This is a genomic window from Vibrio maerlii (assembly GCF_003415655.1).
In the GTDB taxonomy this organism is placed as follows: domain Bacteria; phylum Pseudomonadota; class Gammaproteobacteria; order Enterobacterales; family Vibrionaceae; genus Vibrio; species Vibrio maerlii.
On the sequence record NZ_QRHC01000038.1, the window covers coordinates 1 to 837 of the forward strand.

The following is an 837-nucleotide window of genomic DNA, read 5'->3' on the forward strand; positions in this document are numbered from 1 at the left end:
GTTGAGCTAACCTGTACTAATTGCCCGTGAGGCTTAACCATACAACACCCAAGGGGTTTTGATGGACTCAAATAAGAACATTGAATGTAGTGTAGAACGAAACAGCTTTCCGAATTAAAGAATTTGCTTGGCGACCATAGCGTTGTGGACCCACCTGATTCCATGCCGAACTCAGAAGTGAAACGCAACAGCGCCGATGGTAGTGTGGGGCTTCCCCATGTGAGAGTAGGTCATCGCCAGGCTTGTTTACTTGTTTTCAGATTTTGAAAAAATCTGAATGCAAAACTAGATAAAGCAATCTAACCATAAGACTTTATTTAGTAAAAGATACCACTGCGGAGTGGTAGTTCAGTTGGTTAGAATACCGGCCTGTCACGCCGGGGGTCGCGGGTTCGAGTCCCGTCCACTCCGCCACTTATTAAGAAGCCTCAGCAGAAATGCTGAGGCTTTCTTGCATTTGGAGCAAGGTAAAATTAACGATCACCACTAGAGAGTGGTAGTTCAGTTGGTTAGGCTATGTTTAAAAGAACGCGGCCTATCACGCCGGGGGACGTGTCGCTCTCAAGGGAGACTGTCTTAAATTCTGTGTAACTGTCTAAACTTAAAGCCGTAATGGCTAAGGATAGGCACATGGATAAGAAAGCACTTGAAGCTTTTGCTAAAGAAGCTGCAAAGGGAATTAAAACTCCCGAAGACTTAACTGAATTCAGTCAGATGCTCAAAAAGATCACTGTTGAGGCTGCTCTCAACGCTGAAATGGATGAGCATCTTGGCTATGAAAAACACCAACCTTCTAAATCCAATAACAGCCGAAATGGAAAGAGTTCCAAGAGTGTA

Annotated in this window: 1 protein-coding gene, 1 tRNA gene and 1 rRNA gene; all 3 read left to right on the forward strand. The window is 44.4% G+C overall.

Annotated features, from left to right (window positions below; translation table 11 throughout):
• The first annotated feature begins 126 nt into the window (after nucleotides 1-126).
• Nucleotides 127-242, forward strand: a 5S ribosomal RNA gene (gene rrf / locus DPF91_RS21815).
• 95 nt (nucleotides 243-337) lie between these two features.
• Nucleotides 338-414: transfer RNA gene (locus tag DPF91_RS21820), tRNA-Asp, on the forward strand.
• Between the two features lie 216 nt (nucleotides 415-630).
• Nucleotides 631-837 (forward strand): transposase (locus tag DPF91_RS21825; protein WP_206355536.1); only part of this gene is annotated, 207 nt, incomplete at its 3' end.